Genomic DNA, 15,570 nt, shown 5'->3' on the forward strand with positions numbered 1-15,570 from the left:
AAAGTTTTTCCCCTCGGTGACACTTCTTTGACAATCAGACCCGTAAACCTGGTATAGTTCTTTTAACAATATGTGGTCCACACTTCGCGTTTATCATTCTACTCAGAAAGACAGAGAGATGATTGAGAATCCGGATTCTTTTTCCTGGATGACCTGTATGCGCACGATTTGGATCGCCGACAGCCGAATTCACGGCGGGCCTTCTTCTCTTCCTTCCGCCTTGGAAACTTATTCCGGCTACGAAGGTTATCGTTTTCTTTTGGAAGTCATCTCGGGTCTTCATTCCAGGCTCTTGGGTGAAACGGAAGTTCTCGCTCAATTCCGAGATAAATTTAAGAATCCTTCTCTCCCCTCTTCCGCATTTGGAGAATATTTAGCAAGGCTTCGCGACAGCCTCATTCAGGATTCTAGAAGTATTCGTTCTCGTTATCTTCAAAACATTGGCGAACAATCGTACGGCGGACTCGCAAATAAATATCTGAAAGACGCGACTCATGTAACTCTTCTGGGGACCGGGCAACTTTCCGAAAAAATTCTTCCTTGGATGAAAAATCGAAACGTGACTCTCGTGGGAAGAAACGAAACCCGTCTTTCTGAACTTTCCACTACGTTTGAAGTGAATTCGAAATTGTTAAACGACTGGAAAGCTGACGGTTCTGCGATCGTGGTCGCGGCTCCTCTGGATCTGACTCCTTATCTCGATCAGATTCATCCGGGGACTTTGATCGTAGATTTCAGAGAAGTTCCTCTGGAAAAAAAACTTCCTGATACGATTCATTCTATTTCTTTTGCTGCGATGTTGGATTCTATTCGTGAAACCGAAGAAAGAGCTCTTCAAATCAGGGAAAGAGTGCAGCCTGCGTTAGACGAAATTGTTGAAGAGCGGGAGCTCGAAGCGCAGCAATTTATTTTCGGCTGGGAAGATCTTACTTGTCCCGCGTTCTAAAGATCGGTTCCCGCAAAAGCGCTCTCGCCAGACTTCAAACCTATCTTGTACTCGGTGCCCTCCGAAAAAATTTTCCGGATCTACAGGTGGAACTCTATTTTAGAGAAGCTTCGGGCGATCAGGACTTACAAACCCCTCTCTGGAAAATGGGAACCCGAGGCGTTTTTACGCAGGACCTCACAAAAGAACTCGTGGAAGGCAAAGTCGATCTTGTCGTTCATTCTTGGAAAGACCTGGACTTGGAAGGTCATCCGGGAACTACGATTCTGGGCGTTTTGGATCGCGCGGATCAGAGAGACGTTCTTCTCTGGAAAAAATCCTCTCTTTTAAAACATTCTCCGGAAGAATTGAAGATTCAGACCTCTTCTCCCAGAAGAGAATACAATCTCAAAAAATTTCTTCCTAAGTTTTTTCCTTCTCGTTATAAAAATTCCAATCTTATCTTTCTTCCGGTGCGCGGAAATATTCAGACAAGAGTTCGTAAATGGAAAGAATCGGACGCAGACGGGCTCGTGGTCGCAAAGGCCGCCCTCGATCGTCTTTTGTCCACGGACTTTCTCAATTCCGACGAATTAGAATATCAAGAAATACGAAAGTTCTTAAAGGAAGCCTTGGAAGAATCCGTCTTTCAGATTTTTCCTTTGTCCTTAAATCCTTCCGCTCCGGCTCAAGGCGCCGTTGCGGCTGAAGTCAGAACCGACGACGTTTGGGCTTTGGATATTTTGAAAGCCCTTAGCAATTCCGACGTAGTAGCCGCAGTCGAAGAAGAGAGAAAAATTCTTCATAAGTTCGGCGGCGGTTGTCATCAAAAGATCGGAGTTTCGATTTTGAAACGTCCTTACGGTAAAATTTTGTATCAAAGAGGGCTTACCGATGCCGGAGAAGTTCTCGAAATCGAGGAACAATTTTTTTCTTTTTCGGCTCCGCCTGCAGCTTCCGTGGAAAAGGCCTATCCGGTTCCGGGGGAAGCGATCAAACAAAAAAGGACTCCTCTCCCATCTAACAAGGGTTATGTGCTCACCGCCGACGGTAAAAAGGAAAACCATATTCTTCCCGAAGAGTTGATCCAAAAGGACTGGCTCGTGACAAGAGGCAACGCGTATCCAAATCTGGATTCTTCCTTAGAACACAAGGGTCTTGTTTGGACGAGCGGTCTCAAAACTTGGCAACAGCTCGCGGAACGCGATGTTTGGGTGCACGGTTCCTTGGACGCTCTGGGTGAAGAAGAATTGCCGAAAGGGTCTCTCTTTGAAAAGAATTTGAATTTTGTAAAATGCACTCATATCGGTTCCACGGAAATTGAATCCGGTTTAGAAAGAGTTCTTACGTATCAAACGATTCCTCTCGAAGATCATCCGGATCTTTCCGATAAAACTCATTTTTTTTGGATGAGCGCGTCTCAGTTTGACAAAGCGCTTTCCTTGTTTCCTCAGATTCGCGACAGGAATCACGCCTGTGGGCCGGGAATTACTTCCTCTCATATCCGAAAAGTTCTGGGAGAATCCGCAAACATTTCTATCTTTATACACTATGAGTCCTGGCTTGCGAGTTTGGGCCTCAAGGAATTCAAAGGAACAGAGCTTGGAAACCAAACAGAGAAGAATTCGGCTTAACGCCGCCCTCAGAGATCTCGCTTCTTCGGAAAGTCTCAATTACAAAAAGCTAATACAGCCTCTCTTTATCGTGGAAGGTCTGAAAGAAAAAGAGAAAATGGATTCTCTTCCGGGCGTTTTTAGAGATACGGAAGCGAGCGTTTTGAAACAAGTCGAGTCCGATCTAAAATCCGGCGTGACACATTTTATTCTCTTTTTGGTTCCTGAGCTCAAATCGAATACTGAAATTCCAAAACCGTTTTACGAACGTGCGATTTCATCTCTTAAAAAAGAATTCCCGGAATCGTTTCTTTGGATCGACACTTGTATGTGTTCTCTTACGACTCACGGTCATTGTGGTCTTTTGCACAAGGACGGAAGTATCGACAATCCAGCTTCCGTAAAACACCTTTCGGATATCGCGCTCACCTACGCACAGTCAGGCGCCGACGGAATCGCTCCGAGCGATATGATGGACGGAAGAGTAGGAAGCCATCGTAGAATCTTGGATACGAACGGTTTTTCTCACGTCCCTGTGATGAGTTATTCCACGAAGTTTAAGAGTAATTTTTACGGACCTTTTCGTGCGGCGGCGGATTCCGCTCCGGGACACGGAGATCGTTCTTCGTATCAGATCGACGTTCGCAATCGGGAGGATTCGATTCTTTCTTCGATTCGAGACAAAGAAGAAGGCGCTGACTTTCTGATGGTCAAACCCGGAATGACTTCGATCGATCTCATCGGTCCGATCCGAGAACAAACCGGACTTCCCACCGGAGCGTATCAAGTAAGCGGAGAATACGCTTCGATACATTACTTGGCGCAAAACGGATTTTGCGATTTCGATTCCGCGTTACGCGAAACATGGCAGATCTTTTCGAGAGCGCGTTCCTCGTATCTCATTACTTATGCCGCTAGAAGAGGAAAGGAGATTTTTCAATGAGTCAGCATCAAACGTCTTTATCCGCAAATTCTTGGAAAGGAAAAACTTCGGAAGAACTTTTTGAAAGAGCAAAAAAGGTTTCTCCCGGAGGAGTTCATTCTCCCGTTCGTTCCTTTCGTTCCGTCGGAGGAACTCCCGTCTTCTTCGCTTCCGCAAACGGAGCTACGTTAACCGACATCTCCGGAAAAGAATACATCGACTATTGTCTCAGTTTTGGTCCTCTGATTCTTGGGCATCGGGATCCGGAAGTCGAAGAAGTCGTTCGCGAAACCGCCGGCCTCGCCTGGAGTTTTGGTGCAACCGAACCCTATTCTCTCGAACTCGCCGAATTTATCACGAGTCAAATCCCTTGGGCCGAAAAGGTTCGTTTTGTAAACTCGGGAACCGAGGCCGTAATGAGCGCGTTACGCGTCGCTCGCGCCGCAACCGGGAGAGAAAAGATTCTCAAGTTTGACGGATGTTATCACGGTCATTTGGACGCTCTTCTTGTAAAGGCGGGTTCGGGTCTTGCGGGAGAATCCTCTTCCGATAGCGCGGGAATTTCAGCTTATGCGATCGCAAACACTCTCGTTCTTCCTCTCGACGACGAAAAAAACGTGGAAGCCTTGTTCGCCAAAGAAGGAAAGGACATCGCCGCGCTGATCATCGAACCGCTTCCCGCCAACTACGGACTTCTGATCCAAAGAAAAGAATTTATTTTGAAGATTGTGGAGATTGCAAAAAAACACGGAACGTTAGTCGTCTTTGACGAAGTGATTTCGGGTTTTAGGACCGGATTTCAGGGAATGGCCGGTCTTCTTGGAATCAAACCGGATCTCGTAACTTATGGAAAGATCATCGGTGGAGGTTTTCCGGTCGGATGTTACGCCGGAAGAAACGACCTTATGGATCTCGTCGCGCCTGCGGGTCCGGTCTATCAAGCCGGAACCTTGAGCGCGAGTCCTTTTGGAATGAGGGCGGGTTTGGCGACTTTGCAAAAAGCTCAAAGAGAAAACGTCTATTCCATTCTTGAAAAAAGAACAAAAACATTCACCGAAGAAATGGTAAACATTCTCAACGGGAGCGGGCTGGGAGAATGGGAAGCGGTAGCGCATTCTTCTCTGTTCTGGTTTCATAAAAAAACGTCGGAGCCGATCCGCACGATCGAAAAAATTCCGGAAGGTCATAAGGAAGGTTTTGCAAAAGTATTTCACGCTTTGCTAAAGAACGGAATCTACCTCGCGCCTTCGGGATACGAGGTCGGATTTCTTTCCTTTGCACACACGGATGCGGTGATTTCAAAAACTCTGGAGACGGCCAACAAAGCTCTGAAAAATCTCTGATGTCTTCTCTTTGGAAAAACACGAGAATTCTTTTTGCAGTTATCTGGCTGGTGGTAACTTTTTCTCTCGGAGTCTGGTGGTTTCTCTTGGGATTAAAACTCACGAGTTTGATCGCCGAACTCAGCGCGAAACTCGGAGGAGCCGCAGGGACGGAAAGTCTTCTTGTCTTGGAAAGACAGAGTAGAATGATCAAGATGGAAGGTCATTTTTTTCTCGCCATGCTCGTGTTAGGCGGAAGCACTTTGATCTGGCTTTCTTATAAGGACGCACAGAGAAACAAACTCATTCATGATTTTTTTTCGACAGTGACCCACGAGATGAAAACTCCGCTCGCGAGTCTTCGTCTCCAAGCCGAAAGTCTTCAGGAAGAATTGCCCAATCCGAGCGAAAACAAACTCATCTCGCGATTGTTGATGGATTCGGTTCGTATCGAGTCCCAGATGAACCGAGCGATGTATCTCGCAAGTCTAACAAGATCAGAAATCCTTTATATAGAAAAAACGAATCTTCAAGAGGTGATCGCTTCGATCAGGGAAGACTTTCCGAGTTTAAAAATCGACGTTTCTCATCTTGAAAACTCAAACGTGGCCGCGGATCGAAAGGCGCTGGAAAGTATTTTTAAGAATCTCGCGGAGAACGCGATCAAACACGGAAGGGCGACCGCGCTCGAGGTGATTTCCAAAAAACAAGCTCCCGGAAAAATTTGGATCAACGTGATCGACAACGGAACCGGTTTCGACGGAAAATACAAAACTCTCGGAATTCCTTTTAATCGGCATACGAGCACGAGCGGAACCGGAATCGGACTTTATATCATAAAAAAATTGATGAACAAGATGAAAGGAAGAATGGAGGTCGTCCCCGTTGCTTCCGGATTTAGAGTGGATCTGATTCTTCCGGAGGTCGTTTGATGAAAGCCAAACTCTTGTTAGTCGAAGACGATCGATCTCTCGGAGAAACTCTTCAGGAAAGACTTCAGAAAGAAGGATACGAAGTATTCTGGACTGTGTCTGCGGTTTCCGCAAAAAAACTTGCGAAAGACGAGAAGCCGCATTTGATTCTTCTGGACGTAAGGCTTCCCGATGGAGACGGGTTTACGCTCGCGGAAGAACTGAAAGAAACAAAGGATTGTCCGCCGTTTTTATTTTTGACCGCGCAGGCCGGAGCTCCCGAAAGACTTCGCGGTTTTGAATTGGGTGCTGAAGAATTTATTCCAAAGCCGTTTCATCTCAAGGAACTTTTGATACGAGTCAAACACGTATTAGAATCTCATAAACATTCCATTGAAGAATCCAAGTTTCGTTATAAAGATTATATATTAGATTTTCAAGGGTTTCAGATCAAAAAAGGAACGGAAGAATTTCCGCTTTCGAAAAGAGACTGCGCCCTACTCCACTTTTTAGTAAGCGAACGGGATCGCACCGTCAGCCGCGCCGAAATTTTGGACAGACTTTGGGGAGAGGAAAGCTTCCCGACAAATAGAACGATAGACAACTCGATCGTACGACTCAGACAAGCCTTCGGTGAAGACGGAGACGCCGTGATTCGTTCGGTAAGAGGAGTCGGTTATCAATGGACTGGAGATATTCAAAATGTCGAATGAACGATATTTAAACGCGTTGCAAGGGATTGCACAAAAAATTCCGCCCGTATGGATGATGAGGCAGGCGGGGCGTTATCACAAACACTACCAAGCCCTTCGGCAAAAACATTCTTTCGAAGAACTCTGTAAAATTCCGGAACTCGCCGCGGAAGTCGCCTTCGGGCCCGTAGACGAATTTGATTTCGACGTAGCGATTCTTTTTTCCGATATCCTCTTCCCTCTGGAAGCGTTAGGGATGGGATTAAAATACACCGATGCCGGACCCGAACTCGGTTTTGCGATTCGATCCAAAGAAGATCTCGCGAAGTTAAAGTCAGTAAAGGATTCCATTTCCTTTATGCAATTTCAAAAGGACGCGATGAAATTGACTCGGGAAAGAATTCCAAAAGAAAAATCTCTGATCGGCTTCGTGGGCGGTCCTTGGACTTTGTTTACATACGCGGTCGCGGGAAAACACGAGGGCAACCTTTCACTTCCGAAGACATTGACGAATGTCAGGAAAGAATTCTTAGAAGAGATCGTCCAATTCTTAAAGGCAAACATCGCCTTACAATTGGAGGGCGGGGCAGACTTGATCATGATTTTTGATACCGCCGGCGGAGATCTTTCACCGGCGCTTTTTGAGGAGATCGTGGTTCCCGGAGTAAAAAGTCTCGCCGATGCCTTTCCGGGAAAGGTCGGATATTATAGCAGGGGAACCGCTTCTCCGCACTTTCAGAGCGTACAAAGAATTTCTTCTCTTGCGGGTTACGGACTCGATCATCGATGGGATCTTCGAGACGTTTTTAAAACCGAAAAAAGAATGATCCAAGGAAACTTTGATCAGGCGTTATTGTTTATGGAAAGAGAAGAATTTAAGAAAACTCTAATAGACTATTTGAAACCGTTCCAAGATCTGGCTCCGTCGGAAAGGGTCGGTTGGGTCTGCGGACTCGGTCACGGCGTAATGCCTAAAACGCCAGAAGACAACGTAAAAACATTCGTAGAAACAGTGAGAGAAACATTCCGATGACTACAGCAAAAGATTTGATCGCAAAATACGACATACCCGCTCCGCGTTATACGAGTTATCCGACGGTCCCGTATTGGTCTGAAAATCCGACAACTGAAGAATGGTTGGACAAGGTGAGAAATCGCCTGAGTCCGGAAGATTCTTCGTTATCCTTGTATCTTCATATTCCTTTTTGTGAAACGTTATGCTCCTTTTGCGGATGTAATACTTCGATCACAAAAAATCACGCCGTGGAAGACCCGTATATTCAATCTCTACTCGAAGAATTTGAAAACTACGTCGTCGCCGTTCCTGAAATCGGACAAAGGGAATTAAAAGAACTGCATCTAGGCGGAGGAAGCCCGACTTATCTTTCCGAGAAAAACATAGAATTCTTATTAGATTCTATGTTAAAAAAAATGAATGTATCTTCAAAACCTGATTTTTCACTCGAAGTGGATCCGAGAAGAACGAGAGAGACACAACTCAAGATTCTTCATGATTTTGGTTTTAGAAGAATCAGTCTCGGAGTGCAGGATTTTGATCCCGAGGTGCAAAGGCTCATCAATCGTACACAACCGTTTGAAATGACGGAAAGAATCACCGACGTTTCCAGAAACATAGGATTTAGTTCCGTGAACTTCGATCTTATCTACGGCTTGCCAAAACAAACCTTGGATAGTATGAAACGAACTGTTGAAAAAACTCTCGAGTTGCGTCCCGATCGAATCGCATTCTATAGTTACGCTCACGTCCCTTGGATCAAAGCGGCACAGAGGCTTTTTACCGAAGCCGACCTTCCTTCCGGTCCTGAAAAAAGGGAACTCTATGAGGTCTCAAGAGAGATGTTTCTGGAAGCGGGTTATCATGAAATCGGCATGGATCATTTTGCTCTGGAAACGGATTCTCTCTCTACGGCGGCGAAGAATGGAACTTTGCACCGAAATTTTATGGGATATACAACAAAAACTACGGAAATGCTCTTGGGACTCGGAGTTTCTGCAATTTCCGACAGTTGGGATTGTTTTCATCAGAATGAGAAGATCGTAAAAAAATATCAGAAGCACATTCAAGAAAACAAGTTCGCTACACTCAGGGGACATAAACTCGATACGGAAGATCTGACTCAGAGAGCCTTGATCTTACAACTTTCTACAACGGGTAAGGTTCGAGTACCGGATCAAATTTTGCAGGATGTGCGACTCTATTTGGCTTCTATGGAAGACGATACTCTTATTAGATGGGAGGGAAATCTCCTTTCTTTGACTGAAAAGGGCTGGCCTTTTCTTAGAAACGCTTGTACGGGACTGGATCTTCGGTTAAGAAGAAAAAGTCCGGAATCGCGGGTTTTTTCAAGAGCCATCTAAGAATCGATCGAATTTCAGTCAAAAAGTCGTCCAATAAATTATTGATAAGGAAGGACGACTCGTTCATTCTTGAAGTTCGAGTCGGTTTCGTTCGGGGAAGGCCCGTTTTGATGCAATTATTGAAAAAATTTTATCTGATTCTATTCAGTCTATTCTTACTTCCCTTCTCTCTTTTTGCCGAGACGGTTCTTTTACACGAAGGAGGCTCTTTTCGTGGAAAGGTCGTCACTCAAAATCAGAAAACGATCACTCTTCAGACAAAGGAAGGGAAACGAGTCGTAGCCAAAAAAGAAATCCTGAAAGTAATCTATAAGGATATCGACGAAGAAGAGGAAGAAAGAATCCGAAACGCCGAAGTCAAAAGATTGGAAGATGAAAAACTTTCCAAACAAAGAAACTTAGATCTTAAAAAACAAAAGGAAGAGGAAGAACGTCTTCGTAAAGAAAAAGAAGCGGATGAAAAAAATCAAAAACCTCTTCCTCCAGCACCTCCGCCTAAACCCGCAGTGTCAAAAGCGGGAGCGCTCGGAAGGTCCGCAATTCTTCCCGGTTGGGGACAATGGGCGAGCGGAAGAAAGTTCGCCGCGGTTATCTACCCTACTCTCTTTTTAGCCGCGGGTTATGCGGTATATGAGAACAATCGAAAATATCACGTCGCAAGAAAAGACTATGAGAGTTACGGAAATCCATATTCAAACGAAGCGATCGCCTTATCGGCGTTAGGAGTTTATAACCCGACTCTTCCTCCGGTGATTACCGATCCTTTGACCCTCTATCTCTATAACGAAACTTCGAGCAATCAGTATCAAAATCGAAGAGAAGCGGTCGATAAGGCCTATAAGAATTTGCAGACGAGCATCGGTGTGTTAGCCGGAATTTATCTGATCAACTTGGCGGACGCTTTTATCTTTGGAGGTGCGGTTTCTTCTTCCGTGGGAATCTCCGACGGATCAAGCAAAGGTGTGATGTTCGATTTTAACCCGATGGCAAACTCCGGAACTACGATGGGTGGAACCTCGTCCACTTCTTGGGAATCCAAATATACCTTCGGTTACAGATATAACTTTTAGTTCGTTCCTAACTCTTAATCGCTGACATACTTTAGGTCGAGACTCGATAAAGTTTCCCTAAATCCAAAGATTGCTGATTTACAATCTTTGGATTCTTATAAAAATAGATCCGTGGCGTCACAACAACCGGATCATATCATCATCGGAGCCGGGTTTACCGGGCTTCTGCATGCAACCCTTTCCGTTCAGAAAGGAGAATCCGTTTTTATCTATGAAAAAAGAAATCGTTTCGGCGGCTTGATTCAATCCGTTCAAACTCCTTTCGGGCTCGTGGAAACCGCCGCTAACGGAATCTTAAATTCTTATCGTCTGGAAGCATTGGCCGCCACCCTCGGCTTAGAAATCATACCTACCCAGAAAATTTCCAAAAAAAGATATATCTGGAAAGACGGGGTTCCCAAAAGGATTCCTCTTTCTTTCTGGGGCGGCTTACGCGCGTTATACGGAGTGTTGAGAATTCCATCCGGATTTCAGAGGGACGAATCCGTATATCACTGGGGAATGAGGGTTCTCGGAGAAGACGCTGTCAAAAGTGTATTAGAACCCGGACTTTCCGGAGTGTATGCGGGCGATCTGAAAAATATGTCAGCCGAACTCGTTTTAGGAAGATTTATCCGTTCAAACGAACCTCTCTGGAAAAATTTGAGAAGTATGATGGAGAAAAAAAAATCGGAACCTAAGGTGCCGAAACAACGCAAAGGTACGGTCAGCTTCCGAGGCGGTCTCGGAGAATTGTTAAGCGCAATGGAGACAAAGATAAAGTCGTCTCCGAATACGAAGTTGATCTATTCGGAAGAAGCTCCTTCTTTTTCAGCTCTGAAAAAAAAATATCCGAAAGCAAAAATCACTCTTGCCTGCGGTTTGGAATCTTCTTTAAAAATTCTTTCTTCAAGTCTTCCGGCTTTTAAGAGATATGAAAAGGTCTGTAGGACGTTAGGCGTCGTAACCGCGACCAGATTTGGAAACGAACCTCTTCTCGGTCAAAAGACCGGCTTTGGAATTCTTTTTCCTCCGGGCTCCGGCTTTCGCGCCCGAGGTGTACTTTTAAATTCGTCGATTTTTCCGGGAAGGGTTTCCAAAGGAAATTTTTCCGAAACGTTTATCTTTGGCGGCGCCTTGGACACGGAAATTTCAAAACTAAAAGAGAATGAGATCGTTTCGATCTTAGAAGAAGATAGAAAAAAAATCACAACTCAGAAAGACGATCCGATCAATCACTACGTAACGATTTGGAAATCCGCTCTTCCCGTGTATGATTCCGCGCTTCTTGAGTTCAATAAAGAATTGGACCGCAGTCTTCCGGAAGGGGTTTTTGTCGAAGGAAATTTTAGATACGGGATCGGGCTGAGTTCCATTTTAGAAAGAGCCTGGAACGTTATGCGCTCTTGAACTCTTCTCGGATTTGTTTGCAAAAATCTTTTTAAAAAAGTAAAAACGAACGTGATGTCCGTTTTTAATCAAGTTTGATGACTGCTTTTAAGCCCGTTCGATTGTATTTCCCGGTTTAAACCAAGAAATATTCTAAATTAACTTTTATTTTGAGAGAGAGGGCACTCGCCGGTTTTCGGTTTGTGTCCGCCCAACGTTTTACAAAGACATTCACTTTTAGATGCGCGAGTCGATTCTAAACTGATCTCAGCCATGGCTTCGATAAACTTCGGATAGATCCCAGGTGCCGGAATTCGATAATAGTCAGAGATTCCGCTTTTGTGAGCGACTTCTTTGAGTTGCTCCCCGATTTCTTCGAGGGTTTCGAGATGATCGCTGACGAAGCTGATCGGATAGACGGCTATTCTTTTGATTCCTTTTTTTCCGAGCTCTTCCAACTTCGTGATGGTATTTGGTTCCGTCCATTTGGAAGGCCCTACCCTACTCTGAAAAGAGATATGGAATTCTCCCTTGAATCCTTTTTCTCTGAGCAATGCCGTCAAATTTTTGACGTTGGTTTCGATTTCTTCTCTGTATCTGTCTCCCTTTTGGATGAGTCGGATCGGGATTCCATGCGCGCTAAAAACCAGATCTATGTTTTCCCAATCGGAGATTTTTTGAAAAGATTCGGAATGTAAGAATATCTTTTTATCCAGTGTGCCTTGAAAAAATTCTAAGATCAGATCTCGAATCGATTTCAGATAAGGGAGGGCAGAATGAAACGGAGGAACCCAACCTTCAAAACCGACCGGGCATGTGAGCGTTGTCTTTTCCACGAGCTTAGCCGTGCTCAGAACCGTTGATCTTGAAAAATGAGGAAACAATGGAAGAAGAATATTATTCTTAGACGGGCTTAGGGCTTCTTTACTCAGCTCTCGAATATCCGGATAACCGCAGGCCATCGTGATCTCTCCGTCCCATTCTTCTCCCGTAAGTTTTGTAAGGGCCTTTGCGATCGCTTGTGCTTGTTTCTCGGTTTCGGAAACGATCGGAGATCCTCCTCCGAATCCCATCGACTCGTATGTCACGGCGACTTTTGGGGCTCTTTTTATGGCGATCCATCGTGCGAGTCTGATTCTGATAAACTCCGGGAGGGGGAGGTCGAATACCAACGGATCTTCAAAGAGATCGATTAGGAATTTTTCAATTTCGGAAGTGTTGCGGGGTCCGCCTAAGTTGATTAGGAGAATTTTATTTTTCAATCCAGTTTCCAATAGAATTTAGTAAAGATATCCGGTGATTGCGAGTTCGATGTTCCATTCTTTTAGGTTCATATAATTTTTATACTGCCCTAAATTTTGGGAAAGAATATCGTTATAGCTTAGACCCCCCTTTGTGACAAAATGCCCGTCTCCAAAAAGTCTGTGCTCGTTGAGTTTTAAAAAAATTAGATAATTTCCGAAAAGGCGTCCCGCGCTGAGGTTGAAGTCGAGCCCAAAACCGGATACGTCTCCGATAAAATTGAGGGCTCTCTGATAGTGAAAATCTCGAAAGTGTCCGCTCCAAAAAACTCCGGAGAAAGAGGTTTCCAGAAACCAGCCGTCGTTTGAGTAACGATATCCGAGTCCCAATGGAAACTCGTATGTAGAATACGAAAGGCTTAAGCCGAGTCCGATCCGATTGAGAAAAACCGGATTGGAATCAAAAAATTGAAAAACGTCGTAGAGGATGTATTTCATAAACGTGTATTGAAATCCTCCGGTAATAAAAAGCCCCTTCCCTTCTTTTCTCGCATCGGGATCGGAGTCTCCGAAGTATCTCCTCAAGATCAAAGAATGACGATCCTGTTTCATCGAAAGACGCCCTTTCCCATCCGCAAAATTCCGAGAACCTATAAACGTATAAGGAGTATCGTAGTATGAAAATTCTCTCGTCGAAATTTTGGTTCCGCGTTCTATCGTCGGATCGCCGAGAAAAAAGTCTTCGTCCCTCCCCTCCCCCGCGTTTACATACCAACCGGTTGTCCTTCCTCCGTAGTTTGCTTCCCACTTTTTCCAGCGAAGAGTGAAACCTAACCCGGAGTAATTAAAATCCCTTTGATAAGTGATTCTGGATCCGCCTTTAAGTCCGGAAAGGTTGGCGTATTTGGTTCCGGTCTCGAAAAGATTGTCTCCTCCGTTTCTCCCGGCCAATAGAGTGAACGAGGATTGTTTGATCAGTTTTTGGAAAAACGATTCCTCGGCTGCGATCGGCATTTCTCTTTCTTGGATGATTCTTGGAGGTTGAACATCGGGTTTGGTCTCGTTCTGTGCGGAAAGAAATGTTGTAAATGAGATATGGATGATGATGAGCGGGAAGAATGTTCTGAATGACTGTTTTTTTATATTCATAAATAAATTTTTATTCGGCTGCGGACAAAGGTTTAGGGTGAAATCATTTCACCCCTTGTCGTTTTGATCCGGGAATCAAGGCAGAATAACCGCCCTACCCTACTCACGCAATTCAGTTTTTTAGGCGTTGTAAATCTATGAGACATAGTATTGATTTGACAAAGTGCGACTGTTTAGACGATTCTGATCTCAAGCGCCTTAACGATGAGTTCCAAAGTTCTTACAACACGCCAGGTTTTAGACGAATATGAAATCTCTTCCGAAGAAGAGTTTTTATCCAAGGTCAAAGAATGGAAAATCCCTTCTTCCGGAAAAGGAAAATACGACCGAGAAGTGATCGAAAAATACTTTCAGAAGTCGGAGCAAGCGGTTTTTGAATCCGTTATCATCGCCGTTTCAAATCAAAAAGGCGGAGAAGGCAAAACTACGGTTTCGGTTTGTCTCGCGGAAGCGCTTTCTAAAACGGCTCCCGTGCTGCTCGTAGACTGGGACGCACAGGCAAACATTACTCAGTTGTTTTTTGGTTCCGTGGAAAGGTCAGTCTTTCACGCTCTCGGTTATAGAGGAGACGAACCCGTTCCAGTTCAAGATTTGATAGTGAAGTTGGCGGACGGCCTGGATCTTCTTCCTTCTTCGATCCATCTCGCAAATTTTACGACTCCGTATGAAAGGGATGATTTTGAACTTTTGAAGGACGCGCTCAAGCCGGTCCGTTCCAGTTATAAATATATAATCATAGATTGTCCTCCGTCGCTCGGTTTGATTCTTGAGAACGCGCTGATCGCCGCCGATCACGTTTTGATCCCGATTCAGACGAGAGCGTTCAGCGTTCAAGGATTGAAGGATCTTCATTCTACGATTTTAAAAATCAAAAAGAAGGCGAATCCGTCTCTGAATCTTTTAGGGGCAGTTCTCAACCAGTATGAAGACGCGAGGGCTTTGGCCGGTCTCGCGGACGCGATTCGGAAATACTTCGGCGTTTTTGAAACCGTGATCTACAGAAGGGAATCGATTCCCCAGGCACAGGCAAAAAAAAAGCTGTTGGGAGAATACGACGGCAAGGCGATGCAGATGTTTTCCTCCCTTGCTGACGAATTGATAAAGAGGATTTCAAATGGCTAAACGTTCTGAATTTGCAGGAATGGATCTCCTCACCGCGTTCGGTGAAAAAGAATCTTCGAAAACAGAAATTCAACTTTCCGATATCATTCCCAATCCGGTTCAGCCGAGGGTTTTTGGGAAGGAAGAAGTATCCGATCTCGTAGAATCGATGAAACGTCTGGGCTTGATCGAGCCGATCGTAGTCAGAAAGTCCGGTAAAAAATATCAGATCGTCGCCGGAGAAAGAAGATATCAGGCCGCGAAAGTACTAAAGTGGAACTCGATTCCCGCGATCGAGACGGTAGCCTCCGAAGAAAAATGTTTTGAGATGGCCCTCGCGGAAAATGAAAAACGCAAAAGTCTCAATCCGTGGGAAGTTGGCAGGGCGATCCAGTATCTCAGAAAGGAAAAACGAAAGACCGCTGAAGAAGTTTCTAAGGTCCTCGGTTTTACGGAGAGATACGTAAAACAACTGAGTTCGATCGCCCGATTGGATCAGAAGTCGGTCGCGGATCTTATCAAGTCCGGAAAGGACGCTTCCGTAAAAAATTTAGAAGAACTACTAAAGCAGAAAGAAGGACGAGGGGGTGAAATGGTTTCACCCCGGAAAACCGTCCCGGCGAAAATTATTCTGCAGCTCGGAAAATTGACGTCCCAACAGAGAGAAAAATTCTTAAAAGAACTATCGTCCCTAAAAAAGAAATACGGACTCAAAGACTGAGAGGTTTTTCGCCGAGTTTTAGGGCGAGCTGGAAGTTTGGATAAGGTTGTGTTGTTTGTTCGTCGCGGGAAAAGGGATCTAAAAACTGCTTGAGCCGAGACTCGAAGTCCCTTTCAAGGTATTATAAGAGCTGACATTTCTTTTTTAGAAATTCTT

The 15,570-nt window shown here is 44.9% G+C and carries 14 protein-coding genes; 12 read left to right on the top strand and 2 right to left on the bottom strand.

Annotated elements, in window-relative coordinates; genetic code table 11:
• Window positions 1-70: 70 nt before the first annotated feature.
• The 10 genes from A0128_RS19370 (at window position 71) to hemG (ending at window position 11,223) form a co-directional block, all read left to right on the top strand.
• A complete protein-coding gene (locus A0128_RS19370) occupies window positions 71-946 on the top strand; it encodes a glutamyl-tRNA reductase (protein ID WP_069609427.1) in 876 nt (291 codons plus the stop codon).
• Window positions 931-2,559, top strand: a complete 1,629-nt coding sequence (locus A0128_RS19375) for a type 2 periplasmic-binding domain-containing protein (RefSeq protein WP_069609428.1) — start codon at window positions 931-933, stop codon at window positions 2,557-2,559. The genes A0128_RS19370 and A0128_RS19375 overlap by 16 nt, the downstream gene beginning before the upstream one ends.
• A complete protein-coding gene (gene hemB, locus A0128_RS19380; protein WP_069609429.1) occupies window positions 2,528-3,481 on the top strand; it encodes a porphobilinogen synthase in 954 nt (317 codons plus the stop codon). Before A0128_RS19375 ends, hemB begins: the two co-directional genes overlap by 32 nt.
• Window positions 3,478-4,803 carry a glutamate-1-semialdehyde 2,1-aminomutase gene (gene hemL / locus A0128_RS19385; protein WP_069609430.1) on the top strand — a complete coding sequence of 442 codons (1,326 nt, stop codon included), beginning with the start codon at window positions 3,478-3,480 and terminating at the stop codon, window positions 4,801-4,803. Before hemB ends, hemL begins: the two co-directional genes overlap by 4 nt.
• Window positions 4,803-5,714, top strand: a complete 912-nt coding sequence (locus A0128_RS19390; RefSeq protein ID WP_069609431.1) for a sensor histidine kinase — start codon at window positions 4,803-4,805, stop codon at window positions 5,712-5,714. Before hemL ends, A0128_RS19390 begins: the two co-directional genes overlap by 1 nt.
• The gene (locus A0128_RS19395) at window positions 5,714-6,406 is read left to right on the top strand and encodes a response regulator transcription factor (RefSeq protein ID WP_069609432.1); all 693 of its coding nucleotides are present in this window, start codon (window positions 5,714-5,716) and stop codon (window positions 6,404-6,406) included. Before A0128_RS19390 ends, A0128_RS19395 begins: the two co-directional genes overlap by 1 nt.
• Window positions 6,396-7,418: a uroporphyrinogen decarboxylase family protein gene (locus A0128_RS19400; RefSeq protein WP_069609433.1), complete on the top strand. Its 1,023-nt coding sequence runs from the start codon at window positions 6,396-6,398 to the stop codon at window positions 7,416-7,418. The genes A0128_RS19395 and A0128_RS19400 overlap by 11 nt, the downstream gene beginning before the upstream one ends.
• Entirely contained in the window at window positions 7,415-8,764 is a 1,350-nt protein-coding gene (gene hemN, locus A0128_RS19405) for an oxygen-independent coproporphyrinogen III oxidase (protein ID WP_069609434.1), read from the top strand. Before A0128_RS19400 ends, hemN begins: the two co-directional genes overlap by 4 nt.
• Before the next feature lie 110 nt (window positions 8,765-8,874).
• Window positions 8,875-9,834 (top strand): LA_0442/LA_0875 N-terminal domain-containing protein, encoded by a 960-nt coding sequence (locus A0128_RS19410; RefSeq protein WP_069609832.1) that lies wholly within the window; start codon window positions 8,875-8,877, stop codon window positions 9,832-9,834.
• Between the two features lie 111 nt (window positions 9,835-9,945).
• Window positions 9,946-11,223: a protoporphyrinogen oxidase gene (gene hemG / locus A0128_RS19415; protein ID WP_069609833.1), complete on the top strand. Its 1,278-nt coding sequence runs from the start codon at window positions 9,946-9,948 to the stop codon at window positions 11,221-11,223.
• A 137-nt stretch (window positions 11,224-11,360) separates the two neighbouring features.
• On the opposite strand, the gene hemH is transcribed toward hemG, so the two are convergent.
• Both hemH and A0128_RS19425 read right to left on the bottom strand, forming a co-directional pair.
• Complete coding sequence (gene hemH / locus A0128_RS19420) at window positions 11,361-12,464, bottom strand: ferrochelatase (protein ID WP_083244231.1); 1,104 nt, start codon at window positions 12,462-12,464, stop codon at window positions 11,361-11,363.
• Window positions 12,465-12,482: 18 nt separating this feature from the next.
• The gene (locus A0128_RS19425) at window positions 12,483-13,592 is read right to left on the bottom strand and encodes a putative porin (protein ID WP_069609435.1); all 1,110 of its coding nucleotides are present in this window, start codon (window positions 13,590-13,592) and stop codon (window positions 12,483-12,485) included.
• Between the two features lie 204 nt (window positions 13,593-13,796).
• On the opposite strand from A0128_RS19425, the gene A0128_RS19430 reads away from it, so the two are divergent.
• Both A0128_RS19430 and A0128_RS19435 read left to right on the top strand, forming a co-directional pair.
• On the top strand, window positions 13,797-14,714 hold the full coding sequence (locus A0128_RS19430) for a ParA family protein (protein WP_069609436.1): 918 nt from the start codon (window positions 13,797-13,799) through the stop codon (window positions 14,712-14,714).
• Complete coding sequence (locus A0128_RS19435) at window positions 14,707-15,414, top strand: ParB/RepB/Spo0J family partition protein (protein WP_069609437.1); 708 nt, start codon at window positions 14,707-14,709, stop codon at window positions 15,412-15,414. The genes A0128_RS19430 and A0128_RS19435 overlap by 8 nt, the downstream gene beginning before the upstream one ends.
• Window positions 15,415-15,570: the final 156 nt, after the last annotated feature.

It is taken from the genome of Leptospira tipperaryensis (genome assembly GCF_001729245.1).
Lineage (GTDB): Bacteria > Spirochaetota > Leptospiria > Leptospirales > Leptospiraceae > Leptospira > Leptospira tipperaryensis.